The sequence below is a fragment of the Pseudarthrobacter sp. PS3-L1 genome (genome assembly GCF_030063285.1).
Classification (GTDB): Bacteria; Actinomycetota; Actinomycetes; order Actinomycetales; family Micrococcaceae; genus Arthrobacter.
This window is the reverse complement of sequence record NZ_JASISU010000003.1, coordinates 443855-466607: the sequence shown is the minus strand read 5'-3', so window position 1 is coordinate 466607 and position 22753 is coordinate 443855. Positions and strand designations below refer to the sequence as shown.

The 22753-nt window shown below is 62.1% G+C and carries 21 protein-coding genes; 9 read left to right on the top strand and 12 right to left on the bottom strand.

Features of this window, described 5'->3' with window-relative positions; translation table 11 throughout:
* Positions 1–19 precede the first annotated feature (19 nt).
* From QMG79_RS10080 to QMG79_RS10070, 3 genes are read left to right on the top strand one after another with little or no spacing between them, the layout of a single operon-like run.
* On the top strand, positions 20–625 hold the full coding sequence (locus QMG79_RS10080; RefSeq protein ID WP_283538455.1) for a helix-turn-helix domain-containing protein: 606 nt from the start codon (positions 20–22) through the stop codon (positions 623–625).
* Positions 618–1514 carry an EamA family transporter gene (locus QMG79_RS10075; RefSeq protein WP_283538454.1) on the top strand — a complete coding sequence of 299 codons (897 nt, stop codon included), beginning with the start codon at positions 618–620 and terminating at the stop codon, positions 1512–1514. Before QMG79_RS10080 ends, QMG79_RS10075 begins: the two co-directional genes overlap by 8 nt.
* Before the next feature lie 59 nt (positions 1515–1573).
* Positions 1574–2551 carry an endonuclease/exonuclease/phosphatase family protein gene (locus tag QMG79_RS10070; RefSeq protein ID WP_283538453.1) on the top strand — a complete coding sequence of 326 codons (978 nt, stop codon included), beginning with the start codon at positions 1574–1576 and terminating at the stop codon, positions 2549–2551.
* A gap of 59 nt (positions 2552–2610) precedes the next feature.
* Here the strand turns inward: QMG79_RS10070 and map are convergent, their stop codons facing one another.
* Positions 2611–3381: a type I methionyl aminopeptidase gene (gene map / locus QMG79_RS10065; protein WP_283538452.1), complete on the bottom strand. Its 771-nt coding sequence runs from the start codon at positions 3379–3381 to the stop codon at positions 2611–2613.
* Between the two features lie 65 nt (positions 3382–3446).
* Here map and QMG79_RS10060 point away from each other — a divergent pair, with 65 nt between their 5' ends.
* The gene (locus QMG79_RS10060) at positions 3447–3734 is read left to right on the top strand and encodes a helix-turn-helix domain-containing protein (protein WP_283538451.1); all 288 of its coding nucleotides are present in this window, start codon (positions 3447–3449) and stop codon (positions 3732–3734) included.
* Between the two features lie 9 nt (positions 3735–3743).
* Here the strand turns inward: QMG79_RS10060 and QMG79_RS10055 are convergent, their stop codons facing one another.
* Positions 3744–5504, bottom strand: coding sequence for a hypothetical protein (locus QMG79_RS10055; protein ID WP_283538450.1), 1761 nt, complete (start codon positions 5502–5504; stop codon positions 3744–3746).
* A 122-nt stretch (positions 5505–5626) separates the two neighbouring features.
* Between QMG79_RS10055 and QMG79_RS10050 the strand changes: the two genes are divergently transcribed.
* The 3 genes from QMG79_RS10050 to QMG79_RS10040 all read left to right on the top strand — a co-directional run bounded on the left by QMG79_RS10050 (position 5627) and on the right by QMG79_RS10040 (position 8350).
* Positions 5627–5974, top strand: coding sequence for a cupin domain-containing protein (locus tag QMG79_RS10050; protein ID WP_283538449.1), 348 nt, complete (start codon positions 5627–5629; stop codon positions 5972–5974).
* An 82-nt stretch (positions 5975–6056) separates the two neighbouring features.
* Positions 6057–6524 carry a GNAT family N-acetyltransferase gene (locus QMG79_RS10045; RefSeq protein ID WP_283538448.1) on the top strand — a complete coding sequence of 156 codons (468 nt, stop codon included), beginning with the start codon at positions 6057–6059 and terminating at the stop codon, positions 6522–6524.
* Between the two features lie 65 nt (positions 6525–6589).
* A complete protein-coding gene (locus QMG79_RS10040) occupies positions 6590–8350 on the top strand; it encodes a sensor domain-containing diguanylate cyclase (protein WP_283538447.1) in 1761 nt (586 codons plus the stop codon).
* A 64-nt stretch (positions 8351–8414) separates the two neighbouring features.
* On the opposite strand, the gene efeB is transcribed toward QMG79_RS10040, so the two are convergent.
* The 3 genes from efeB to efeU are packed head-to-tail and all read right to left on the bottom strand — an operon-like array spanning position 8415 to position 11809.
* The gene (gene efeB / locus QMG79_RS10035) at positions 8415–9680 is read right to left on the bottom strand and encodes an iron uptake transporter deferrochelatase/peroxidase subunit (RefSeq protein WP_283538446.1); all 1266 of its coding nucleotides are present in this window, start codon (positions 9678–9680) and stop codon (positions 8415–8417) included.
* Positions 9681–9693: 13 nt separating this feature from the next.
* Entirely contained in the window at positions 9694–10887 is a 1194-nt protein-coding gene (efeO, locus tag QMG79_RS10030) for an iron uptake system protein EfeO (protein ID WP_283538445.1), read from the bottom strand.
* Positions 10888–10930: 43 nt separating this feature from the next.
* Positions 10931–11809, bottom strand: coding sequence for an iron uptake transporter permease EfeU (gene efeU / locus QMG79_RS10025; protein ID WP_283538444.1), 879 nt, complete (start codon positions 11807–11809; stop codon positions 10931–10933).
* 232 nt (positions 11810–12041) lie between these two features.
* Between efeU and QMG79_RS10020 the strand changes: the two genes are divergently transcribed.
* Positions 12042–13799 carry a long-chain-fatty-acid--CoA ligase gene (locus tag QMG79_RS10020; protein WP_283538443.1) on the top strand — a complete coding sequence of 586 codons (1758 nt, stop codon included), beginning with the start codon at positions 12042–12044 and terminating at the stop codon, positions 13797–13799.
* Between the two features lies 1 nt (position 13800).
* On the opposite strand, the gene QMG79_RS10015 is transcribed toward QMG79_RS10020, so the two are convergent.
* From QMG79_RS10015 to QMG79_RS09990, 6 genes are all read right to left on the bottom strand, one after another.
* Positions 13801–13962, bottom strand: a complete 162-nt coding sequence (locus QMG79_RS10015) for a hypothetical protein (RefSeq protein WP_283538442.1) — start codon at positions 13960–13962, stop codon at positions 13801–13803.
* Positions 13963–14279: 317 nt separating this feature from the next.
* Positions 14280–14861: a dTMP kinase gene (locus tag QMG79_RS10010; protein ID WP_283538441.1), complete on the bottom strand. Its 582-nt coding sequence runs from the start codon at positions 14859–14861 to the stop codon at positions 14280–14282.
* A gap of 125 nt (positions 14862–14986) precedes the next feature.
* Positions 14987–15799: a bifunctional allantoicase/(S)-ureidoglycine aminohydrolase gene (locus QMG79_RS10005; protein WP_283538440.1), complete on the bottom strand. Its 813-nt coding sequence runs from the start codon at positions 15797–15799 to the stop codon at positions 14987–14989.
* A gap of 16 nt (positions 15800–15815) precedes the next feature.
* Entirely contained in the window at positions 15816–17081 is a 1266-nt protein-coding gene (locus QMG79_RS10000; RefSeq protein WP_283538439.1) for a DUF6986 family protein, read from the bottom strand.
* 3 nt (positions 17082–17084) lie between these two features.
* Positions 17085–18686, bottom strand: coding sequence for a malate synthase A (gene aceB / locus QMG79_RS09995; protein ID WP_283538438.1), 1602 nt, complete (start codon positions 18684–18686; stop codon positions 17085–17087).
* A 28-nt stretch (positions 18687–18714) separates the two neighbouring features.
* A complete protein-coding gene (locus QMG79_RS09990; protein ID WP_283538437.1) occupies positions 18715–20124 on the bottom strand; it encodes an NAD-dependent malic enzyme in 1410 nt (469 codons plus the stop codon).
* 196 nt (positions 20125–20320) lie between these two features.
* On the opposite strand from QMG79_RS09990, the gene QMG79_RS09985 reads away from it, so the two are divergent.
* Complete coding sequence (locus tag QMG79_RS09985; RefSeq protein WP_283538436.1) at positions 20321–21076, top strand: IclR family transcriptional regulator; 756 nt, start codon at positions 20321–20323, stop codon at positions 21074–21076.
* A 96-nt stretch (positions 21077–21172) separates the two neighbouring features.
* On the opposite strand, the gene QMG79_RS09980 is transcribed toward QMG79_RS09985, so the two are convergent.
* Positions 21173–22705, bottom strand: coding sequence for a nucleobase:cation symporter-2 family protein (locus QMG79_RS09980; protein ID WP_283538435.1), 1533 nt, complete (start codon positions 22703–22705; stop codon positions 21173–21175).
* Between the last annotated feature and the right edge of the window lie 48 nt (positions 22706–22753).

Below are 22753 nucleotides of genomic sequence, written 5' to 3'. Positions count from 1 at the left end.
AGTGCACTATGCTGCACTTATGGACGGGACAACGGCCGCGCTCGCCGCGGCAATTGGTGGGCGCATCAGGCACGAGCGCCAGGTCAGGGCCCTGACGCTTGACCAGCTCGCAGAAGCAGCAGGCGTGAGCCGGCGGATGCTGATCAATGTTGAACAGGGCGCGGCCAACCCCAGTATCGGGACGCTCCTGCGGATCGGTGATGCCCTGGGCGTTGGATTGCCCGCACTCGTGGAGTCTCCCCAGCCCAAGGCCACGAGGGTGACCCGCAACGGAGACGGTGCCGTGCTGTGGAGCTCGAGTAATGGCGGGCGCGGTGTCCTGGTCGCCGGCACCGGATCTCTGGATGTGGTGGAACTGTGGGACTGGACTCTTGGACCTGGAGACGCGCATGAGAGCGAAGCACACTCCACGGGAACCAAGGAGCTGTTACAGGTCCATTCCGGGCAGCTGACCGTCCAGATAGAAGACCAGTGCGTGACGCTGGAGATCGGTGATGCGCTCTCCTTCTCTGGTGATCGTCCCCATGCCTTCCGCAACTCAGGCGCCGGTCCCACCTGCTTTTCCCTGGCCGTTTTTGAGCCCGGGGTTGGCCAGGGTGCTCATGCGGAGTCCGTTCATGAGTAGCCGTGCCGCGCGCAATATTGCCCCTCCGGCCTGGACCTTGGCTGTGACGGCCATGCTCTCGGTCCAGCTGGGATCTGCGCTATCCATTGACCTCATTGCAGCTGTGGGCCCCCTTGGAACGTCCTGGCTTCGCCTGACCATGGGGGCCGTGATTCTCCTCCTCCTGGTTCGGCCACCGCTGCGGTCCATCCGCCGCAACGATATTCCCACCATTGCCGGACTGGGTGTGAGCACCGGTGTGATGACCATGGGGTTCCTCTCTGCGATTGAACACATACCGCTGGGGACCGCTGTGGCCATCGAATTCCTGGGACCGCTGACGGTGGCCGCAGTCCGCAGCCATAGCCAGCGTGCGCTCGCCTGGCCTGCGCTGGCCCTGGCCGGGGTGGTGCTCCTCACCCAGCCGTGGGAGGGCGGATTTGATCGAGTGGGCGTGGGATTTGCTGCCCTCTCCGCTGTTGGGTGGGCGTTTTATATTCTCCTCACGCAGCGCATCGGGGACAGGTTCAGCGGGATAGGTACCCTGTCGCTGACCATTCCGATTGCGGCGCTGACTGCTGCGGTCTTCGGAATTCCACAAGCTGCAGGCCACCTGACCCTTGGAATCCTGGCCGCGGCTGCGGGGCTGGCAGTCCTGCTGCCTGTGCTGCCGTTTGCCTTGGAGATGCTGGCCCTGCGCAGGATGACCCCGACGGCGTTTGGCACGCTGACGGCACTGGAACCGGCCTTGGGCGTCGTGCTGGGTCTGATCATCCTGCATCAGCAACCTTCGGCGCTCCAGCTGGTCGGCATCATTCTGGTGGTCAGCGCAGGAGCTGCAGCACAGTTGGGCGGCAAGCGTTCCCGGATCCGCTCCGAAGCGACTCCCACCCCATCACAGGGTGGTTGAGGCTGACCGCCTGGTGCCTCCCTGCTTGTTGTCAGTTCTTTGTGGCAACGTAGGTGAATATGTCCTTTCCTGACGACGCGTCATGCCATCAGCGTCAGACCGGCAGCAGTTCCGGTGCACGGCGGATCCTGCGGGCATGCCTCATCTGGGGCGCGCTACTGAGCACGCTCCTCATACTTTTTCACTCCATCATTCCCGACGTCATGGGTCTGTCCCTGTGGGTTGACAGTGCCGCACCGTGGTATTGGCTGGCCGTGCCCGCCCTGCTGGTGCTGGCACTGATGGCCAAGAGCCGGGTGGGAGTAGCTGCCGTTCTGGTTCCGGCAGTGGCATGGCTGGCGATTTTTGGTCCGGGGATTGTCCCCCTTGCCTGGGGTGCGCCTGAAGCTGCCGCGCACCAGCTGACCATCAGCAGCCAGAATATTGAGGCGGGCACCGGAGCGGCTGCCGCGTCAGCCCTAGCGCTGGCTGAGAGCGACGTCATCTCGCTGCAGGAGCTCGATGCCGGCAGCGCCCAGAGTGTTACCGCAGCTCTCATCCAGACACACCCCTACAGTTTTGTGGTGGGCACAGTGGGTCTCTGGAGCAAATACCTACTCTCTGATTCCCAACCGCTGGATCTGGGGTTGGGCTGGAAGAGGGCACTGACAACGCAGGTTGAGACCGAATCCGGAAGCGTCCGCCTCTATGCAGTGCATGCCGCATCGGCTCGCCAGAATGAGCACGGTAACAGGGACCGAATGCTGGACCAACTAGCTGGCATCCTTCGTGCCGATCAAAGCCCGGCGCTCATTGCTGTGGGGGACTTCAACGCTACGTCTACAGACCGCGCGTTTTCTGCGCTGACCGGAACGCTTGATGAGCCTAATCAGGACCAAGGAATGTTCGGGTTTTCCTGGCCCCGTGAACCTTTCGCGGCACTGCGTCTGGACCACGTGCTGCAGCGTGGTCTTGAGGTCACCTCAAACACCACGCTGCCCGCTGGAGAGAGTGATCACCTTGCCGTGCGTGCCACAGTGAATCTTCCGGGTTCCTGATATCAGCTTGCGCCGCCGGTTCGGCCCGGCCACTTTCATCAGCGAAAAATCGTGGGGCTTCAGGCCCGCACTGTCAGGATTTCCGCACCATCGTCAGTGATAGCGATGGTGTGCTCACTGTGCGCGGTCCGGCAGCCAGTGGCACTGCGCAGTGTCCAGCCGTCCGGATCCGTGACCAGTTTTGCCGTGTCTGCCATCACCCACGGTTCGATTGCCAGCAGCAGGCCCGGGCGGAGCTGAAAACCCCGGCCAGGGCGTCCGGTATTTGGAATGTGGGGGTCCTGGTGCATGGTGGAGCCGATTCCATGGCCACCGAATTCAGTGTTGATGGGATAGCCTGCCTCGCTGAGGACAGTTCCAATAGCATGCGCAATGTCGCCGATCCGGGCGCCGGGGCCGGCCGTGGCGATGGCCGCTTCAAGTGCTTTTTCCGTGGTGCTGATCAGCGCAAGGCTCTCCGCGGGCGCCGAATCTCCGACAACAAAGCTGACGGCTGAGTCCGCGGCGATCCCGGCCTTCAGGACGGCAAGGTCCAGTGTCACCAGGTCGCCGTCTGCGAGGGCGTAGTCGTGGGGAAGCCCGTGGAGGACCGCGTCATTGACTGACGTGCAAATGTAGTGTCCAAAAGGGCCGCGCCCAAAGGATGGGGCGTAGTCGACATAGCAGGACTGTGCTCCTGCCTCCAGGATCATCTCCCGCGTCCATCGGTCGATATCCAGAAGATTGGTCCCCACGGTGGCGCGTTGCCTCATGGTCTGCAAGATATTTCCCACCAGGGCACCCGTAACCCGGGCCCGGGCCAACTCTGCTGGGCTCAGAATCTCGATCATGCGACACCTTCCTCGTAAACCAATAACTATCCCGGTAATACTATAACGGTACTACTATTGGTCGTATGGTCAGATTGCCCCTCACCCCAGCAGAAGCCGAGCGCGGACACCGACTGGGTGCTCTCCTTCGCCAAGCCAGGGGCGTGCGCTCCATTGTCTCCACCGCGTTTGACGCCAGTATTTCCCCTGAGACACTGCGTAAAATAGAGTCAGGGCGCGTTGCGACTCCTGCTTTCCCAACCATCGCCGCCATTGCGGACGTGCTGGGCCTTTCCCTGGATGAGGTGTGGGCGCAGATCAATCAGCCACAACCCGCGATGGACGTTGCCGTTCCCGAACGGCTGGCCTCCTGATCCTGCTGCCTACTGGTAGGTGACCAGCCACGGCTTCGGCGCTACCTCCGTGTACGTCTGCTCCGGAGTCAGCATGGGCTTGTCTTCGTCGTAGAAGTTTTTCCACGAGGGCCACACTCCCGCTGGCATGGTGTCCTGCAGGGCCTTCCATGTTTCCAGTTTCTGGGCAGTCGTTCCATGGCCGTCGGCATGGAGTGTCAGCGACAGTTCGCTGTGTGAGAGATCCAGCGCCCCGCGGTTGGAGATCATGTCCACCCTAAATTGGTGGACCATCAGCATTTTTTGGGGAAGCTTCCTTGTCCGCGTCAGATGTGCCAGCCATGCCGACGTTGCATTTATTTCCTCGGCGCTGACAGTGCCAATCTGTTCCAGCGGAACCTGATCGGGAGTAAGACGCCACTCCGGATCCAGTGCCAGGCCGACTGTTGGGCGGGTGAGGAGTTCTTCGTACATGCGCACCTGGGAAAGGAAATCCGTGCGCCCAGACTGAAAATCAAGCACCACATAGATTCCCGCCTTTTCCGCCGCGGCCACCCAGGGCATGAGATCAGCCACGGGCGTCTCGTTGGAGTAGTTACCGTCAGGTCCGGCCGCGCCGCTGGCAACTGTAGCGATGAGATCAAGCGCAGGGATCACAGGCTCGTCGCTGTAGGGCTGATACTGGGCTGCAAGATCCTTCACCCTCGCCATGGTGTCCGCAATCCCCTGTTCTCCCAGCGCCCCAAGGAAGGGGCCGCTGGGATGGCCATAAAGAGCCACCATGCGTCGGCCGGGAAACACTGTCTGCCCGCCGCCGGGGAGTTGTACGCCTGTCGCGGCCACAGCTGTGTGGTCTGCGAAATCCGCGTCAGTTCCGAAGTCGGCGCCGATACCAAAAACTGGTGAATCGGGTAGTGCTGACACTGCATCTACGGCCGCTGGGGTTGACCGGGGATCACCCGCTGCCAGTACCTGGACATTCGCTCCCGCCGCCCTGGCGGTCGCCAGGGGCGCCGGGGCGGAAGAGGCTGTTGCCAACACCAGTGCGGGCGAGGGATGTACGGGAGCCCGGAAGTCCGGCAGCGTCGCAGCGGTGGCCTGGTCAGCCAGTGAGCGTTCGACGTCGGACGTGGAGCCTAGTGCCGGGTCGGTTGTTTCCCCTGTGGCTGGTCCTGGCCGGGGAGGTATCTCGAGCAGACGCAGATCTGAGCTGTCCAAAGTACTGACGGACGTAATAAGAGCAGGCTCCTGCACTGACACGGGCGTGACATCGAGTCCAAGGACCGAGGAAAAATCTACTGGGCCTGATGGCCCGGCCAAAAGCCCGCGGGACGCGCGGAGCCTTGCCCAGTCTGCCCCGGGACTTCCATAGCCAACCACTGTTTCCACGCGCAGCCGATCCAGTTCTCCTGTTACCTCAGCCAGCCCGCCGCCGTCGGGATTTATCACCAGCAGCGGCACCTGCAGGCCGGCTGCTGCGCTTGCCGCGGGTCCTAGATCCGCATCGGTCCCGGCATATCCGGTGGCACTGTCGCGCGCGAAAACGACAGCTACGGGGCTTTCTTCGTAGAGGGCCTGGCTCATCTGCAGCGCGGATCCGGCCTCGGAATCCGAAAGGACCTTCCGCGGTGCTGTTGTGTCATCTGCCAGGACAACCACGGGAACCGGCTGCGCGGAGGTCTCGACAGCGTCCGGTGCTGGCGGAACAGCGGCTGTGCACCCGCTGAGGGCAAGTGCACCGGTGAGTCCAACAATTGTAAGGGTACGTGTGGTCCGGGAGGAAAAAGGCATCTCGTACTTTCGGCTTCGGCTGGTTCCTTGAGCCTACGCGGAACGCACAGGCTCACTTGTCCCGCTTCAGGTGTTGCGCAAAGGTGTGGTTGCCTGCACTGAACGGGCGTACAGTTCGCCGTATGAGCGGAGATCCAGTCCAGACTAATCCGGGTCAGTACAGCGTGCTCTTCGAGAACGATCGGGTCCGGGTGCTCGAATACAGGGACCGTCCGGGCTTTGAGTCTGTGGAACATTCCCACCCGGACAGTGTCATGATCACGGCGAGTTCGTTCAGGCGGCGGCTATCGAGTGGCGGCAGAACCGTGGATGTTGATATACCGGCCGGATCGGCGCACTGGCTACCAGCCCAGACCCACTCTGGGCGTAATACGGGCCAGACAGACACCCACTCGTTTTTCGTTGAACTCAAGGAACCCTCCCCACACAATCCTCCCGATGGGGAAGCGTTGGGGCCGCAGGCCTCCTGAGCCTGGAAGCCTTCAGCCGACGGAAAATGGGCTGACCGAAGCAGGGTTCGCTACTGTCGTTCGTGTGCGCCTAACTACGTCAATGACCCCAGAATGGTCACTTCGCCGCAGCCTGCCCGCCGATGCTCACTGGATCGCTGAGCTCCGTGCTGTCGTGATGCGCCCTGACCTTGAGCGCCTAGATCGATATGACGGCGGGTGGGTCCGCCAACGGTTCCTCAATGGCTTTCGACCCGAACACACGTTCGTCATTGAGGTCGAGGGGGAGCCAGTGGGCTGCGCGGCCGTTCGCCCTGAGAAGGACGAGCAATGGATTGAACACTTCTACCTATCCCCAGCTCAGCAGGGCAGAGGCCTCGGTGGCCTGGTGCTTCGCCATCTGATGCATGTCAGTGCTGACCAACGTCCGTTCCGGTTGAACGTTTTGCAGGGCAGTGCCGCCCGTCGGCTCTATGAGCGGAACGGGTTCATCCTGGAACATGAAGACCCCATCGACGTATTTATGGTGGCCCGTACGTCGTCGGACCAGGGACGGAAAAGCAGGCGGTGACGCCCGGCCCTGGGTAGGAGCGGGGGCGTATGTGACTCCACCGGAATATCTGGCACCATAGGGCAATGGGGACTCAGGCAGTGGGGTATTCAATGGATCAACCGGGAGAGCCCGCTCCGGCGATCAGCCAGGATCATGCCGGCCACCACGGCCCTCCCACCATGATGGGCTACTGGGACCGCAACCTTACCAACGCCGTAGCGGATGGTGCCCTGACCCGATGGTTTGGGTTCACGGAAGCGAACATCAGGGGCGCGCACCTCAGTGATGTACTGGGCCCCGTCGCGTATCAGGCCAGCATTCCGCACGTCGCGGCTGTGCTTGGCGGTACAGAGGAGCACTGGACCTTGCGCTCGCGGGGTATCTCCGGCGAGAACCGGACTTTCCACGTCTCATTTGTCCCGTATTGGACCGAAGGCTCTGTTGCAGGTTTCGTTTCGCTCTTTACTGATCTGACACTCACCCTTGCGGGGGAGCGGCAGGCAAAGCAGGACGCCGAAAGGTACAGGGCCCTAGCCCGCAGTATTCCCAGCGTTTTTGTTCTCCTCTTTGACACGGACCTGCGATATATCGTGGCTGAGGGGCAGGCGCTAAAGACCTTTGGGTACACGGCCGATGAACTGGAAGGACGCACGATTTTTGAGTGTCTTCCCGACAAGCTCATCGCAGAGGTGGAACCTCGATACTGGGGTGCGCTCCGAGGGGAAGAAACGACCTGGAGCCGCGACGTTGGCAGCCGAACGTTCAGCCTGACTGCATGTCCGGTGGCGACCGAGGGGCCAATTTCAGCAGGAATGGTGGTGGCGATGGACATTACCCGGGCTCGGCAGAAGGAACAGACCTGGGCGGCGCTCCACGAGATTTCTACAGCGATTGCCCGCAACGAAGACACTGCCTCGGTCTCAGCCCGGGTTTCAGATGTGCTGCTGGGCCTGTTCCGGGTGGAGAAGGCCTCTGTGGTCCGCTTCATTGAACAGGATGAGGTGCGTGCCGTTGCAGTGTCCCCGCCAGACGCTGTGATTGTCCAGGGGACGCACAAAAGCCACGCTGGCAGCGGGCTTGCGGCTGACGCAGTCAGGTGCTCCGGAGCGGCCGCCATCAGCCGCTATGCGCCGGACTCGAACTGCATTGCAGAAGCAACGATGCTTACGTCTGGGTTTCGTTCGTCAGCGGCAGCGCCCATCAACGTAGCTGGCGAGGCCTGGGGTGCGGTGGTCATTTCAGCCCGCTCCAACGAGCGGATCAATGCTGACGTCCTGGGGCGGCTCAGCGAATTTGCCACCCTGGTGGAGATCGCCATCGGCAATACCCAGGCACGTGCTGACCTGGAGCACCAGGCCAGAACAGATGCACTGACGGGTCTTCCCAACCGGCGGACCTTCCAGGAGCGACTTGACCGCGAGATGCAGGGAGCTGCGGACACTGGCGGGCCGCTGAGCCTGGTGGTCTTTGATGTTGATCGCTTTAAGTCCATCAACGACACGTTCGGCCACTCCACAGGTGACGCGGTCCTGACCGAGATTGCCCGCCGCCTGCAAGGGGTAAGCCGCGACGGCGAGATGATGGCCCGCCTAGGTGGCGAAGAATTCGTTTGGCTGCTTCCCGGGGTGCCCGCTGACAGCGCAAGGCTGGCTGCCGAACATGCTGGTGAATCGATTTCGTCAGTGCCGTTTTCGGAGCAGATATCCGTCACGGTCTCCTCAGGGGTCTGCGACCTGGCGACTGTCACAGCGGCAGAGCTTCTTGATGCGGCCGACAGGGCGCTTTTCGAGGCGAAACGGCAGGGCCGGAACCGGAGCATCGTGTACAGGTCCCCACGGCACTGAGGTTTCGTGCACGGGCATCAAACGTCGCTTTCAGCGTTGGCGGGTGCATGCCACGGGTCCCCCGCTAGGAGACGAACAGGCTTTCGCCAACGTAGCCACCCTCTTGAATCCCAGGTGGGACGGCGTACAGTCCCGAGCCTGTATGGACCAGGTAATCCACGGACATGGTGTCGTGCCGGGCCATGGCTCTTTGCATGGGGACGTAATGAGACCGGGCATCCGTCACGAAGGCGATGAAAAACAGCCCCGCATCCAAGTGGCCAAGGCCGTCCGAGCCATCAGTGAAGTTGTAGCCGCGGCGTAGCATCTGTACCCCCTTGTTCTGGTCGGGATGTGCCAGGCGCACGTGGGAATCGGAGGCGATCAGTGGTGCGTTCGCCCGGCCAGTGGCGGCAAAGTCAGGTTCCGTGAATTCGGTCCCACCTGACATTGGAGCACCTTCGGCCTTGGTGCGGCCCACCACAGCCTCCTGTTCCCTGAGAGAAGTGCGGTCCCAGGTTTCAATATGCATTCGGATCCGCCGTGCCACCAGGTAGCTTCCCCCTGCCATCCACTCCTCGGCAGCCGGGCCCCCGGTAGGTACCCAGACATGCTGGTCCAACAGCGTCGAATCCTCGGCCCTGACGTTGCTGGTGCCGTCCTTGAAGCCAAACAGGTTCCGCGGCGTCTGCTGAGAGCGGGACGTCGATGAGGTTCGCCCGAAGCCCAGCTGCGACCATCGGACCCGGACCTTCCCAAAACCGATCCGGGCAAGGTTCCGAATGGCATGCACGGCAACCTGGGGATCATCGGAGCATGCCTGGATCACCAGGTCACCATCGGAACGCTGCTCCTGAAGGTCATCACCCGGGAAGTGTGGGAGGTCAATAAGTGCCGCGGGCCTGCGACCGGCCAGGCCGAACCGCGCAGCACCGTCTTTCTCAAAAAGGGTGGAACCAAAACCAAAGGTGACTGTCAGGTTGCTGGCGCTCAGCCCTTGGGCCTCGCCAGTGTCTTCCGGCGGCGCATCGTAGGGGCCGTTGACTGCGCCGGTTGTCCCGGCATCGAGCCCCTGCGTCATCGCTGCGGCAGCCGCGGTCCAGTCCTTGAGGAGCCCGATCAGCTCATCCCGGTCCTCGGTGAGGACATCGAAGGCGGCAATATGCAGGCGATCCTGGGCTGGCGTCGTAATTCCCGCCTGCTTGTCGCCGTAAAAAGCCACTGTGTCGCTTGGGGTGACGGCCGCGGCCCCGGTGGTGGAGAACGCGCCGTGGCCCACAAATCCGGCGGCAGCGCCCACCCCGCCGGCACCAGCAAGGGAGAGGAGGCCGCGTCGTGTCACGTTTGTCATTTCGGGCCATTCCTCAGAGGACGACGGCGGCCGTCAGGCCGGAGAGCGGTTCAGCAAGGGAGTCCACCAGTGCTGCGAGCTCCTGGATCTGGGCCGCAGTCAGCTGATCGTAGTAGGTGAAACCGTCGCCGGTGGCGTATGTGGTGAGCTTGGTCTGCAGGACGGTGAACCTGTTCTCCAGTTCCGCGGCAAGCTCCGGGTTCCTCTGTTCCAGGATGGGCTTAAGATTTTCGAACGCAATACGGGCACCGTCAACGTTTGCCTGGAAGTCCCAGAGGTCAGTATGTGACCATGCTTCCTCCTCGCCGGTGACCTTGCCCGTGGCTACCTCATCCAGGAGTTCCTTGGCGCCGTTGCCCAGCTTGTCGGTGGTGATCTCCACCGTCCGCGTCCGGGTATAAAGATCCGCTGTATCGGTCACCAGCTGATCGGCAATCCGTGCGCGTTCGGGAGCGGTCATAGGCGTGTAATCGGCGGGCGGGAAAAGGTCCTTTTCGGCGCGGTGCCATCCGGTCCAGTCCTCACCTGGTTCCAGGTCCGCTTCGCGCAGATCCAACTTGGGATCCAGGTCACCAAAAGATTCCGCGACTGGTTCAATGCGCTCCCAGTGCATGCGGGTGGTGGCGTACAGGTCACGGGCTGTTGGGGTGTTCCCTGTCCTGAACGCTTCGGCAAAGTCCTTGGTGGACGCCAGAAGCTGCTCCGTCTGGTCCTTGACGTAGGACGTGTACTGGGCTGTGGCTGTGGTGCTGAGCTTTGCCAGGTCAGTGTCCACATCCAGGGACTGGCCTGAATCGGTGACGGTAAAAGCACCACGGATGCCATCACCGACCATTCCCGGCTTGCAGGCAGTGATGTACTTTCCGGCCGGGGCGGTGACCACCAGGTTCCGGCTGATACCCGGACCGATGTTCTCGACTTCGCCAACAATGCGCAGACCATCCTCAGCTAGGAGGTAGAACTCGGTGACCTGGCCGCCGTCGTTCTTCACGGAGAAGGTGAGATTTCCGCTGGCGGTTTCACTGCTGGAAACGTCGCAGCCATCATCGCTGCTAGATACCGTGATGGGCCCGCGTGCTGATGCAGCAGAGCTTACCGGCACGTTGTCCGTGCAGGCAGAGAGCGCGAGTGGCAGGAGAACCACGCTGGCCAGGAGGCCCAGGGGCACAAGGAAACGGCGACGCTGAGGCAGGGTGGGATCTGTCATGGGTGGGTCCTAGGGGAGAGGGGTGGAAGAAGTGCGGGGCGGATCAGTTGACAACGGTCGAGACGGCCGCGGCGTCGACGGGTGCTGGTGCAGCCGGTGGCCCTGAAAGCTGTGGTGCCTGGCTGCGGCGATGTGAACGCAGGTAGAAATACATGGTGGGGATGACGTACGCGACCCAGGCTGTCGCTTCCAGCCACGTGGTGGCGGGGGAGAAGTTCAGCGTCCCTTTTAGGAGCGTCCCGTACCAGGACGACGGCGGGATGGTTACTGAAAGATCGAAGGCCAGCGTGTTAAGTCCCGGGAGGATGCCCGCCTCCTGGAGGTCATGGATGCCGTAGGCAAGGACGCCGCCAGCAATGATGATCAGGGCTGCGCCCGTCCAGGTGAAGAACCGCGAGAGATTAACCTTTAGGACGCCGCGGTGCAGGAGGTAGCCAAGGAATGCTGCCACTCCCAGGCCCAGAACGGCGCCCAGCAGCGGAATCGTGGTTTGTCCGGTTGCCTGGGCTGCGGCCCAGAGAAACAGGGCTGTCTCCAGTCCTTCGCGACCCACGGCGAGAGCCGCCACGATCACCAGGCCCCAGGCGGCGCCGTCGGCTGCTTTGTCTACGCTGCTCCGCAGCTCAGAACCTAGGGAGCGGGCAGTCCTGGCCATCCAGAACACCATCCACGTGACCAGTCCTACGGCAAGCACCGACAGGCCACCGCCAATTGCTTCCTGGGCCTCAAATGTCAGCCCGCGCGGACCAAATGTCAGGAGTGCCCCAAAACCAAGGGAAACGCCAAGGGCAAGGCCGACGCCACACCAGATCCGGGGAATGAGGTGCTGGCGTCCCGTCTTGGCGACATAAGCCAGGAGGAGCACCACAATCAGGGAGGCTTCAAGGCCCTCCCGCAGTCCGATGAGAAAATTTGCTGTCATGATTGGTGACTTTCAGGAAATAGAAGTCAGGCAAGGCTGTCCTAACCTCACAAGGGTACTCTGCTCTCAGCCCACGGCAAATACACGGACCAGTCGCAGGGCGTCAGGACAGTAATCCGCGCGTCTTCCCGCACACTTTGGAGAGTTTCCACGGTTGGCGCAGATAGGATCGGAGGGTAACCGGACGGTGCGCAATCAGGTGATACTTAGGTGTCCCGGGCAGGGGTCAGGCATGATCAAGTTCTTCCAGCGTGCGGGGTCAGCCCCGGAGTCAGCATGGGCCAGCAGGCCATGGACTGCCCACTACGCACCCGGGGTGCCCAGGGAAATGACGCTGCCAACAGGTTCGCTGGTTGATCTGATGGATCAGTCCGTGCGGCGTTTCGGGGCAAAGACCGCGCTGGAATTCTTCGGTGCCACAACGTCCTACCGTGAGCTGGGCAAGCAGATCAGCCGGACCGCCGCAGGCCTGAAGAAGCTTGGCGTCCGGGCCGGAGACAGGGTAGCGCTGGTGCTCCCCAACTGCCCGCAGCACATCGTCGCCTTTCATGCTGTCTTGCGCCTAGGTGCAGTAGTGGTGGAGCACAATCCGCTCTACACCGACAGGGAACTGCGCCACCAGTTTGAGGATCACGGTGCCACGGTGGCGATTGTGTGGGACAGGGTTGCCGGCAGGATTCGCCAGCTGCCGGCGGATATCCCCGTGCGCACTATCATTTCCGTTGAATTGATCCCGGCCATGCCCCTGGCCAAGCGACTGGCACTGAAGCTGCCGGTGGCTGCGGCCAGGGCGGGGCGTGCCGCGCTCGCGGCAACACGTGCGGAAATGGCGCTGGGCGCCGGGCCCGTCCCCCGCGCACTGGTGCCCTGGAAGTCACTGCTGAAATCAGGCGAACTGCGCAAAAGGCATCCACGCCCCGCTGCCCACGACCTCGCAGTTTTGCAGTACACCAGCGGCACCACTGGAGCGCCAAAAGGTGCCATGCTGAGCCACTCCAACCTCCGGGCCAATGCGGCGCAGGGCCGCGCCTGGGTGCCGGGACTCCGGGATGGCAAGGAAACCGTCTACGGGGTCCTGCCAATGTTCCACGCCTATGGCCTGACACTGTGCATGACGTTTGCCTTCAGTATTGGTGCCAAGCTGGTCCTGTTTCCCAAGTTCGACGTCGGCTTGGTCATGGAAGCGATGAAGAAGTCACCCGCCACATTCCTGCCAGCTGTCCCGCCGATCTATGACCGGATCGCCTCTGCTGCAGCTGAGAACAACGTGAGCCTGAAGAGCATTCGATTCGCCATTTCCGGGGCCATGAACCTGCCCGTTGCCACAGTGGAAACCTGGGAAAGGGCCACTGGCGGATTCCTTATCGAGGGGTATGGGCTGACGGAGACCTCGCCGATTCTGGCTGGCAACCCGATCGGCGCTTCGCGGAAGCCGGGAACCGTGGGAGTTCCCTTCCCGCTGACGGACATTCGGGTTGTCAACCCTGACAATGTTGCTGAGGACCGCGCGCAGGGCCAGGCTGGGGAACTCCTGGTCCGGGGACCTCAGGTGTTTGCCGGGTACTGGAAGCGGCCCGAAGAAACCGAGGAAGTCCTGCTCGACGGCGGCTGGTTCCGTACCGGTGACATTGTTTCCATTGATTCGGACCATTTCCTGACCATCCGGGACAGGATCAAGGAGCTCATCATCACGGGTGGCTTCAATGTCTCCCCCGTGGAAGTCGAGGACGTTCTTAGCGCCTACCCCGGCATCAAGGAACTCGCCGTGGTGGGTCTTCCCCGCCTGGGCGGTGGGGAGGATGTGGTGGCCGCTGTTGTCCCGGAAGAGGGGGTCACCTTCGATTCGTCTGCGTTCACTGATTTTGCCCGTGGCACACTCACTGCCTACAAGGTTCCCCGCCGGGTAGAAATTCTTGATGAACTGCCGCGGTCCCTGATTGGCAAGGTCCTGCGGAAAGAAATTCGGAGCCGCCTGGCTGCTGACGGCTAAGCTACCGCTTTCTTGGATCCGGACGGAACCCCAGGCCAATCAGGGCACCCAGCAGAACGCCAACGAAGAGCCCGGTGAATGGCTTGTCGAACAGGGCTATTCCGAGTCCAAACCCTATGGCGGCGCCAAAGAGGATACCGACCCACAGCTGTTTGTTGTTCATGGGCCAACGCTAGCAATAAAACGAGGCAGTGCCTGCACGCCCTTGGTGGTGGCCGCCGAACGGTGCGGCCATCGGCGTCATGGGTGTGACACTCTGTCATATGGCGTGTCACACGTGCGTTGACGACTCATGTGGACGCCTGTAGCAAGGATTTCCGGCCTACCCCTTAATGGGTGGAAGCCCCCAGCGAATCCGGAGACTCAAGCTTGGGGGCTTCCTGGCTCTCCAGTCTTGGGGGAAACCGGAGAACGTGACTTAAACTTACCTTGAAAAAGTGGTATGCGCTGCATGGAATGCCCGCGTGGGCACATTCTTGACTAAACCTTGAGCAGTTGGGTCTCAAATGTGGCCTGGCGCACGCGCTGCAGTACCTCGCCCGGTGACGCTTCGGCGTCGACAACAGTCCAGTCGGCATATTCTGGAAGCCGGCGATAGCCCTCCAACAAGTTCTTCAGGTCGGCTACAGTTTCCTCGTCCGTGGCCCTGGTGAGGATCCTGTCATGGGCCCGGGGCGGCGAAACATAGAGGTGGATAACAGCGTCGGGCGTGGGCAACACTTTGTTCAGCCACGGCAGGACTGTGCCGCGGGGAAGTCCGCGCGCTTCACGCAAGGCCAGCTGGCAGTGCAGGTCCCGGTCCATGACCACCAGCCCGTCGAAGGCGCGGGCCCGCGCGTGGGAGACCAGGACATTGATCGTGCGGACTACCGTCTCAGCTGCGTCGGCAACCCGCGGGTTCAGGTTGATGCCCAGTCTCCGGCTCCATACAGTCATGAAACGACGGCCCGCACAGTTCTTGAGCAGGAGGGCTTTGCCTCCCTCCTGGTGATACCAGCCTGCGAGGTTGCGGGCCGCCGTCGTTTTGCCTGAGCCATCGATACCCGTGAGTGTGATCAGCATGATGCCACCTTCCGTTACTGATCAAACGAGGGACAGGGGCAATACGTCCCGGGTGGCGTTCTCGAAGGCGTCAGCCTCGGTCAGCCCTCCGACAGCGTGCTTGGCGGCAACGTAGGCAGCGTTGTTCAGGTCAGGCGGATCTGGCGGTTCATGTCCTTGTACAGCAGGTAGCGGAATTCGCCCGGCCCGCCGGCGTAGCAGGCCTGTGGGCAGAAAGCGCGGAGCCACATGAAATCACCGGCCTCCACCTCCACCCAATCGTTGTTCAGCAGGTACATGGCCTTGCCTTCGAGGACGTAGAGGCCGTGCTCCATGACATGGGTTTCCGGGAACGGAATGACGCCACCGGGCTGGAACGTCACAATATTGACCTGCATATCATGCGCCAGGTCCGAGGAATCGGTGAAGCGCGTGGTCTTCCACGCTCCGTTGGTATCGGGCATGGCCGTGGGTTCAACGGCATCGTCGCTGGTCACGAAGGACTTGGCTTCGTAGCCTTCAAGTCGCTCGTACGCTTTGCGAATCCACTGGAAAGACACAACCTCCCCGGTGACGTTCTCCAGCCCCCATTGCGAACCGGCAGCAAGGTAGGCGTAGCCGCCTTCGTCCAGGTGGTGGAGTTCGCCCTCAAGGGTCAGGTTGACCTTGCCCTGGGTAACAAAAATAACGCCTTCAACGCCTGCTTCAAATTCAGCGCGCGGTGCGCCGCCTCCGGGGCCGATCTCCACGATCAGCTGCGAGAAGGTGGTGGCAAAGCCCGAGATGGGCCGCGCAATGATCCACGAGCGGGTGTTGGTGAAGCCCGGCAGGTTGCTTGTGACGATGTCCGTCATGACGCCCTTGGGGATCACCGTGTATGCCTCGGTGACGATGGCGCGCTCTGTGGTCAGGTGCGTCTGCGGCGGCAGGCCGCCTTGCGGGGAATAGTACTTGCCCATGGGGAAATCCTTTGGTTTAGGAGATGGAAGTGGCCAACCGGGGGTGGGCCAGGACAGTGAGGCGGGAAAGGTCGACGCCGGTCAGTTCGCGGACCTCGTCGGCACCAACGGCGCCGCACTGGACACCGCGGAGAATGAAGCCAGCCAGGGCGCGGGCAGTGGCGGGCTCATCCATGACCCCGCCCGCCGTCTGTTCCACGTAGTTCCGAAGCCGGAGTGCCGCGGCGGGCAGGCCCTCACGGTAGAACGCGTAGCTGGCAGAGAAGCGGCTGGGCAGTTGTGCCGGATGTAGATCCCAGCCCTGGTAGTAGCCGCGCTCCAGCGACCGGCGGACCAGGCGGCCGTGCAGGCGCCAGGCGTTGTCAACGTTGTCGCCTACCGGAATGATGTTGGTGGAACCGTCGGAGAGCCGGATGCCGGTGCCGGCCACGGCCAACTGCATGACTTCCTTGGCGAAGTCCGCGACCGGGTGCTCCATGGATTGGTACTCGGCAGAAATCTGCAGCGAGGCCGAGTAGTCATAGGTCCCGTAGTGGAGTGCGCTGATCCGCCCCGGCACCACATGGGGCAATTGGGCAACAGGGGAGGTTCCATCAGGACCCAGGATGAGCTGTGGCGTTTCAACCTGTACCTCGAATCGCAGGCGGCCAGCGGGCAGTCCATGGATTTCCTCCAGGCGCGAGAGAGCGAAGTCCATCGCCTTGACCTGGGCCACGGTGGTGACCTTGGGCAGCGTCAGGATCAGGCCTGCTGGCAAGTCCCCGGCACGGACCAGCGTGGACACAAAGAGGTCAAGGGTCCGCAGGCCACGTGCCCGGGTCTGTTCCTCAAAACACTTGAACCGGATACCTATGAAGGGTGGCGCTGTTCCAGCTTTCACTGCCGAGGCAACAGCTGTGGCGGCAGCAACGGCGTCGGCGTCCTCGGTGGCCTCCCCACGGTCCCCGTAACCATCCTCGAAATCGAGGCGAAGGTCCTCGATGGGCTCGGTGGCAAGCTTGCCGGCAACCCGTTCGGCCACGGCTGAAGCCAGGTGTTCTTCCTGGCCCAGGAGTGCTCCGAGGCTGCCCAGCCCGCCAGAGTCGGCCACTGCAGCAAGGGCCTGGCTGCCCCAGTCTGCGGCGAGTGACGGCGTGAAGCTGTCGGCGGGAACGTAGACGGTGTGGATGGGCTGGCGGGAGCCATCGTCACCGGGGTAATTGGTGTGGAGGAGCTGATCGGTCTTTGCCAGCGTCACCTCAATCTGGGCAAGGTCCGCGCTGGTCAGGGAGAGTTCGGCCATGACTCAGCCTTCAAGGATTTCGTAGGCGGGCAGGGTGAGGAAGTCCGTGTAACCCTCAGAGAGGCAGATGCTGCCGATCAGCTCCGAGGCTGGCAGGTAGTAGCTGGCAAAGGCTTCTTCGCTGACCTCACCACGAAGGCGTTCGGTTTCCTCTGCAAGGATGCCTTTCACCAGTTCTGGTGTGACCTGTGCCCCGGTGTCCGCCAGGACAGCCTTGTTGCGCAGCTGCTGCCAGACCTGGGAACGGGAGATTTCTGCCGTGGCAGCGTCCTCCATCAGGTTGTGGATCGCTACAGCGCCGTTGCCGGAGAGCCAGACTGCCGTATAGGCGACGGCAACATAGAGGTTGGCCCGCATGCCCTTTTCGGTGACGTTGCCGTCGGCGCTGCTGACGTCGAGCAACTGTTCTGCTGTGACATGGACCTCGGGGCGCTGCTTGTCCAACTGGTTGGGACGATCACCCAGGACGGCGTCAAACACTTCACGGCAGGTGGGCACCAAATCTGGGTGGGCCACCCAGGAACCATCGAATCCGTCGTTGGCCTCGCGGGTCTTGTCGGCCCGGACCTTCTCGAAGGCAGCGGTGGTGACATCGGGTTCCCGGCGGTTGGGGATCACGGCGGCCATCCCGCCCATGGCAAACGCACCGCGGGCATGGCAGGTCTTGACCAGAAGCTCTGTATAGGCCCGCATGAAAGGTGCCGTCATGGCCACGGAAGCGCGGTCCGGCAGGACAAACTGCCCACCGGCGTCCCGGAAGTACTTGATGATGCTGAAAAGGTAATCCCAGCGGCCAGCATTCAGCCCGGAGGCATGGTTTCGCAATTCATAGAGGATCTCGTCCATCTCGAAGGCTGCCGGGATAGTCTCGATCAAAACGGTGGCCCGGATGGTGCCCTGCGGGATCTGCAGGTAGTCCTGGGCAAAGACAAAAACATCGTTCCACAGGCGAGCCTCAAGGTGGCTTTCTATTTTGGGCAGGTAGTAATAGGGTCCCTGGCCATTCTCAATCAGCGCCTTGGCGGTGTGGAAGAAGTGCAGGCCGAAGTCCACCAGCGCCCCCACAACGGGTTCGCCGTCGAGCAGCAGGTGCTTCTCGCTCATGTGCCAGCCGCGTGGACGAGCCACCACCACGGCAAGCGGCGCATCGGTCCGCAACCGGTACTCTTTTCCCTCGTCTGATGTGAAGGAAAGAGTCCCGGCCGCGGCGTCCCGAAGGTTCAGGATGGACTCCACCACGTTGGACCACGTGGGAGTGCTCGCGTCCTCAAGGTCCGCCAGCCATACCTTGGCGCCGGAGTTCAGCGCGTTGATGGCCATTTTTGCCGGTGCCGCCGGTCCTGTCATTTCCACCCGCCGGTCCTGCAGGGCAGGGGGAGCCGCGGCTACTGTCCAGCCGCCGTCGCGGACGTCCTGGGTTTCCGGCAGGAAATCCAGCTTGCCGGTGCGGGCCACGCCCTCGCGCTTGGCAACCCGGGCCCCCAGGAGGTCCGATCGGGTGCCTGCGAACCGGCGTTGCAGTTCCTCGACGAAGGCAAGCGCCTCCGGGGTGAGGATTTCCTCTTCCCGGTCGATTGGCTGCGGGGCTTTGACAGTGAGAGCCATGGTGGCGGTCCTTTCGTAGGGCGGTGGTTTAGAGCGCTGCTGCGGCGCGCGCTGCATTCGCGTGGGCAGCGTTTGCTACAGCGGTGGCGACGTCGGCGGCCACATGGGGATCGAACACGCTGGGAATGATGTAGCTTGCATTGAGCTCAGCTTCGGCCACGCGGTTGGCGATTGCCTCTGCTGCGGCCACCAGCATGTCGGGGGTGATATCCGAGGCACCAGCGTCGAGTAGGCCACGGAAGAATCCGGGGAAGGCCAGGACGTTGTTGATCTGGTTCGGGAAGTCGCTACGGCCCGTTGCAACGACGGCAGCGTGCTTGGAAGCGATGGTGGGGTCGATCTCCGGCGTGGGGTTGGCCATGGCGAACACGATAGCCTTCCCTGCCATCGATGCAACCTGTTCCTCGCCAATCACATGCGGAGCACTGACGCCGATGAAGACATCCGCACCAACCATTGCCTCGTGCAGGGTTCCAGAGAATCCGCCGGGGTTGGTGTTGGCTGCGATCCAAGACCGGTGTTCATCGTCATAGCTGCCCCCGGAATGGATGGCTCCCGAGCGCCCGGCCGCCACGATGTTCTGGGCGCCCTGGGCGTTGAGCAGCTGGATGATCGCTGAGCCTGCAGCTCCTACGCCGGAGACCACGATCTTGACGTCCGCAAGCTTCTTGCCGACCACCCGGAGTGCGTTGACCAGCGCTGCCAGTGTGACGATTGCCGTGCCGTGCTGGTCGTCGTGGAACACCGGGATGTCCAGTTCGGCGCGTAGGCGGTTCTCGATTTCGAAGCAGCGGGGGGCAGCGATGTCTTCCAGATTCACGCCGCCGTAGACGGGGGCCAGGGCCTTGACGATGCTGATGATCTCCTCGGTGTCCTGTGTGTCCAAGCAGACGGGCCAGGCATCAACATTGGCAAACTGCTTGAAGAGGGCGGCTTTGCCCTCCATGACCGGCAGTGCCGCGGCAGGACCAATGTTGCCCAGGCCCAGGACGGCGGAACCGTCCGTGACAACTGCAATGGTGTTGCGCTTGATGGTCAGGTTGCGGGCAGCTCCGGGATCTTCGGCGATGGCCATGCAGACACGGGCGACGCCGGGTGTGTAGGCGCGGGAGAGATCGTCGCGGTTGCGCAGGGCGACTTTCGGGACAACCTCAAGTTTGCCGCCCAGGTGCATCAGGAAGGTGCGGTCCGAGACGTTCCGGACGGTGACGCCGTCGAGCTCGTTCAGGGCATCCCTGACGCGGGCTGCGTGATCGTCGTCGGTGGTATTGCACGTGACGTCAACAACCAGAGTCTCGTGGTGGGACTCAGTGACATCCAGGGCGGTGATTGCGGCTCCGGCGCTGCCCACTGCTGCTGCCAATTCGCTGGTGGCACTGAAGCTGGATGGGGCTTCCACGCGGAGCGTGATGGAATTTCCGGGACTCGGGTTCGCCATTGAATGATCCTCCTGGTGATGGTCAGCTTTTGGGCTACCTAATTAATTTCGTATTATGGATATTATTATCTACTTTGTGGAAATACAACCCCCACGCTTTCTGACTGACGTACTCTTCGTGGGGTATCTTGGGGATCAATGAATTTTCACGATGTGGATATCCAATGCCACGGTCGAGCTCAGGAGGACAAGATTTATGGCCGAGAAAGCCACGGGAGGCGTGCAGTCGGTTGAGCGCGTCTTCGAACTCCTGGAACTGATCACGGATGCCGGCGGTGACGTCACGCTCAGTGAACTCTCCTCCTCCACCGAGCTGCCGTTGCCCACCATCCACCGGCTCCTGCGGACACTGGTGTCCCTGGGTTACATCCGGCAGCTTCCCAACCGCCGCTATGCGCTGGGCCCCCGCCTGATTCGGCTGGGCGAAGGTGCCAACAAGCAGCTGGGTGCCGTTGCCCGTCCGCAACTCAAATCCCTGGTGGACCGGCTTGGTGAGACCTCCAACATGGCGGTTCTGGATTCTGACATGGTCATCTATGTGGCCCAGGTCCCGTCGCTGCACTCGATGCGCATGTTCACTGAGGTGGGCCGCCGAGCACACACCCATGCCACCGGTGTCGGCAAGGCAATCCTGGCCCAGCTCGATGACGACGTGGTGCGCGGGATTGTGCAGCGCAGTGGAATGCCGACGCCCACCGCAAAGAGTATTGGTGATATTGACGCACTTCTTGCAGACCTGAAAATTATCCGCTCCCGTGGCTACTCCATTGATGAGGAAGAGCAGGAACTGGGCGTTCGCTGTTTCGCCATGGCCGTTCCCGGCGCTCCAACCCCAACGGCGATCTCGGTATCCGGACCCGTTTCCCGGGTGGATGAGTCGTTTGCTGATCGTGCTGTTCCGCTGCTCCGTGAAGCAGCGAAGGCCATTGCGGATGAGCTGAACCGCACCTGAGGACAGGGCGCCCTCGGGTGTCTGGCGCGCTGTCCTGACCACCGGCGACGGCGGCCCCTCCACTGGAGTGGCCGCCGTCGTCCTGTGTTGCATGGGTCAGTGTCCTTCTGCCTTCCCGGCAGGCTGGATGGGCGTCATCCCGGTGTCCAGCGGTACCTCGTTGCCGTGGCAGTCGATGAGCCTGCCGTTCTCAACGCGGTCGCCCTCAGCGAGGCGGGCAAGGTCTTCCTCGCGGATCACACGGCCCGTCCCGGCTGCGAAAACCGACTGGTTCTCAGAGTTTCCTGCCTTGAGGTGGTTGAAGAGCAGGTTCAACAGGATCGCCATAATGGCGGCCGAGCTGATACCGGAATGGAAGATTGTGGCGAACCAGGTGGGGAACCTGTCGTAAAAAGTCGGTGCTGCGATGGGAATCATGCCGAAGCCGATGGAAGCTGCAACGATGATGAGGTTCATATTGTTGCGGTATTCCACCTTGGCGAGCGTGCGGATACCACTGGCCGCGACCGTGCCGAAGAGGACAATACCCGCGCCACCCAGGACAGCTGTGGGTACGGCACCCACAACGCGTCCCATGACAGGAAGCAGACCCAGGAGCACCAGGATCACACCGCCCGCGGCAACCACATAGCGGCTCTTGATTTTGGTGACAGCCACCAGGCCTACGTTCTGGGCAAACGCACTCTGCGTGAAAGACCCAAAGACGGGGGCCACCAGGCTGGACACCATGTCTGCGCGCAGGCCAGCGGCAATGCGCTTCGAATCGGTTTTGGTCCCTACAATTTCACCCACGGCAAGGATGTCCGCCATGGTTTCGGTCAGGATCACCAGGACAACGATGACCATGGAGATGATGGCGGCAATTTCGAACGTGGGCATGCCCAAAGCGAAAGGCGTGGGAAACGCGACAATAGGCCCATCTCCTACTTTCGAGAAGTTTGCCATGCCGGTGATCACGGCGACCACTGTACCGATGACGATGGCGAGCAGGATGGAGAGCCTGGAGATGGTGGCGCTGCCCACTTTGCTCAGAAGGAGGACCAGGGCAAGGGTGATTCCAGCCAGTCCGATGTTGGCCACGCTGCCGTAGTCTTCTGCTTTCCTGTTGCCGCCCATGGCCCAGTTTGCCGCCACTGGCATCAGCGTAAGGCCAATGGTGGTGATGACAGTCCCAGTGACCACTGGGGGGAAGAACCGCACGATCTTGGAAAATATGGGAGCAATTAGCAGGCCGATTGCGGCGGAAGCGATAACAGCTCCGAACACCGCTGGCAGTCCGCCACCAGTGGTCACAATTGCCACCATGGTGGCAACACTGGCGAAAGATACCCCCTGGACGAGCGGGAGTTGGGATCCGAAGAAAGGAATTCCGATGGTCTGCAGGAGGGTAGCAAGGCCGCCCATGAATAGCGCTGCGGCGATCAGGACGCCGATGTCCGTGGTGGAGAGTCCTGCGGCCTGGCCAACAATGAGCGGGACGGCGATGATTCCGCCGTACATGGTGAGGACGTGCTGGAGTCCATAGCCAAAACTGCTGCCGACGGAGAGGCGCTCATCTTCGGGCCTGTCCGTGGGCTGGCGCCTGGTGCGAGCTTTGCTGGACGCTGCAGCTGAATTTCTAGTGGTCATGACAGACTTTCTGGGTTCATGGCAGACATCTTTGTCTGGCTAACGTTG

What these genes read in the sequence shown, in the direction of transcription:
- QMG79_RS10045 (WP_283538448.1), top strand. Translation starts at nt 6,057, where the DNA reads ATGACCCCAGAATGGTCACTTCGCCGCAGCCTGCCCGCCGATGCTCAC.
- QMG79_RS10070 (WP_283538453.1), top strand. Translation starts at nt 1,574, where the DNA reads ATGTCCTTTCCTGACGACGCGTCATGCCATCAGCGTCAGACCGGCAGC.
- QMG79_RS10000 (WP_283538439.1), bottom strand. Translation starts at nt 17,081, where the DNA reads ATGGCCGAACTCTCCCTGACCAGCGCGGACCTTGCCCAGATTGAGGTG.
- QMG79_RS10080 (WP_283538455.1), top strand. Translation starts at nt 20, where the DNA reads ATGGACGGGACAACGGCCGCGCTCGCCGCGGCAATTGGTGGGCGCATC.
- QMG79_RS10040 (WP_283538447.1), top strand. Translation starts at nt 6,590, where the DNA reads ATGGGGACTCAGGCAGTGGGGTATTCAATGGATCAACCGGGAGAGCCC.
- QMG79_RS10050 (WP_283538449.1), top strand. Translation starts at nt 5,627, where the DNA reads ATGAGCGGAGATCCAGTCCAGACTAATCCGGGTCAGTACAGCGTGCTC.
- QMG79_RS10020 (WP_283538443.1), top strand. Translation starts at nt 12,042, where the DNA reads ATGATCAAGTTCTTCCAGCGTGCGGGGTCAGCCCCGGAGTCAGCATGG.
- QMG79_RS10015 (WP_283538442.1), bottom strand. Translation starts at nt 13,962, where the DNA reads ATGAACAACAAACAGCTGTGGGTCGGTATCCTCTTTGGCGCCGCCATA.
- QMG79_RS10075 (WP_283538454.1), top strand. Translation starts at nt 618, where the DNA reads ATGAGTAGCCGTGCCGCGCGCAATATTGCCCCTCCGGCCTGGACCTTG.
- QMG79_RS10005 (WP_283538440.1), bottom strand. Translation starts at nt 15,799, where the DNA reads ATGGGCAAGTACTATTCCCCGCAAGGCGGCCTGCCGCCGCAGACGCAC.
- QMG79_RS10055 (WP_283538450.1), bottom strand. Translation starts at nt 5,504, where the DNA reads ATGCCTTTTTCCTCCCGGACCACACGTACCCTTACAATTGTTGGACTC.
- QMG79_RS09985 (WP_283538436.1), top strand. Translation starts at nt 20,321, where the DNA reads ATGGCCGAGAAAGCCACGGGAGGCGTGCAGTCGGTTGAGCGCGTCTTC.
- QMG79_RS10010 (WP_283538441.1), bottom strand. Translation starts at nt 14,861, where the DNA reads ATGCTGATCACACTCACGGGTATCGATGGCTCAGGCAAAACGACGGCG.
- QMG79_RS10060 (WP_283538451.1), top strand. Translation starts at nt 3,447, where the DNA reads ATGGTCAGATTGCCCCTCACCCCAGCAGAAGCCGAGCGCGGACACCGA.
- efeO (WP_283538445.1), bottom strand. Translation starts at nt 10,887, where the DNA reads ATGACAGATCCCACCCTGCCTCAGCGTCGCCGTTTCCTTGTGCCCCTG.
- efeB (WP_283538446.1), bottom strand. Translation starts at nt 9,680, where the DNA reads ATGACAAACGTGACACGACGCGGCCTCCTCTCCCTTGCTGGTGCCGGC.
- QMG79_RS09990 (WP_283538437.1), bottom strand. Translation starts at nt 20,124, where the DNA reads ATGGCGAACCCGAGTCCCGGAAATTCCATCACGCTCCGCGTGGAAGCC.
- efeU (WP_283538444.1), bottom strand. Translation starts at nt 11,809, where the DNA reads ATGACAGCAAATTTTCTCATCGGACTGCGGGAGGGCCTTGAAGCCTCC.
- aceB (WP_283538438.1), bottom strand. Translation starts at nt 18,686, where the DNA reads ATGGCTCTCACTGTCAAAGCCCCGCAGCCAATCGACCGGGAAGAGGAA.
- QMG79_RS09980 (WP_283538435.1), bottom strand. Translation starts at nt 22,705, where the DNA reads ATGACCACTAGAAATTCAGCTGCAGCGTCCAGCAAAGCTCGCACCAGG.
- map (WP_283538452.1), bottom strand. Translation starts at nt 3,381, where the DNA reads ATGATCGAGATTCTGAGCCCAGCAGAGTTGGCCCGGGCCCGGGTTACG.